Origin of the sequence: Streptomyces cucumeris, from assembly GCF_024295805.1 — a bacterium.
Lineage (GTDB): Bacteria > Actinomycetota > Actinomycetes > Streptomycetales > Streptomycetaceae > Streptomyces > Streptomyces cucumeris.
In genome coordinates this window covers 1-862 of sequence record NZ_JANCLX010000096.1, presented here as the reverse complement: position 1 = coordinate 862, position 862 = coordinate 1, and the positions used below count along the sequence as shown (strand labels likewise).

1 protein-coding gene is annotated in these 862 nt (G+C 66.2%); it reads right to left on the bottom strand.

What is annotated here, in order from left to right; translation table 11 throughout:
• Positions 1-10: 10 nt before the first annotated feature.
• Positions 11-828, bottom strand: a protein-coding gene (locus NMK44_RS41895) for an IS5 family transposase (RefSeq protein WP_254753400.1) whose coding sequence is annotated in 2 segments (ribosomal slippage) — positions 11-486 and positions 486-828 — 819 coding nt in all. Because the reading frame shifts where the segments join, the coding sequence is not laid out codon by codon here.
• Positions 829-862 lie beyond the last annotated feature (34 nt).

Here is an 862-nt window from a genome sequence, read left to right as displayed (position 1 = left end):
AGACCGTGTCCTACGTGGTGAGGCGGACGAGTCGCTTGTAGCAGCACAGGGCGGCGGCGAGTCCGAGAAAGGCCAGGTAGTTCCGGGGATCGCGCTCGTAGCGGGGGCTGAGTCGGTGGTAGCCGGACAGCCAGGACATGGTGCGCTCGATGACCCAGCGGCGGCGCCCTAATCGCTCGTTGGATTCGATGCCCTTGCGGGCGATGCGGACGCCGATGCGCTTACCCCGGAGCCACCTGCGCAGGTCAGCGCGGTCGTAGGCCTTGTCTGCATGCAGCCGCTGGGGCTTGAAGTAGCGGCCCCGGTGAGGGTCGTGTCTCGTTTGGTGACCCTCCACCATCGGCTTCAGCCCTTCGCTGTCATGGGTGTTGCCCGCCGAGACGCCGACGAGGAGGGGCAGTCCGTTCGCGTCCGACAGGACGTGCATCTTGGAACCCGGCTTGCCCCTGTCCACGGGGCTCGGACCTGTGCGTTCGCCCCCTTTTTAGCCCGGACGTGGGCGGTGTCGAGGACGACCCGGGTGACGTCGATGAGGCCGGCGTCGTCGAGTTGGTGCAGCACGGCCTCATGCAGCCGGCCCCAGACACCGGCTCTCGACCAGATCAAGAACCGACGGTGAGCAGTGGACTTCGATATGCCGAAGCACGGTGGCAGGGCTCGCCAGGCGCAGCCGCTGACCAGTACGTAGATGATGGCGGCGAACAGCGTCTCATCAGGCGTGTCCTGCGTTCCCCCACCCTGCGGCCGCACCTTCGACGGAGGGATCAACGGCTCCGCGATCTCCCACAACCCGTCCGGAACAATCCAACTCCACGTACCCCGCCCCATGACCAGACCAACGAGCAATCACCACGTAGGACAC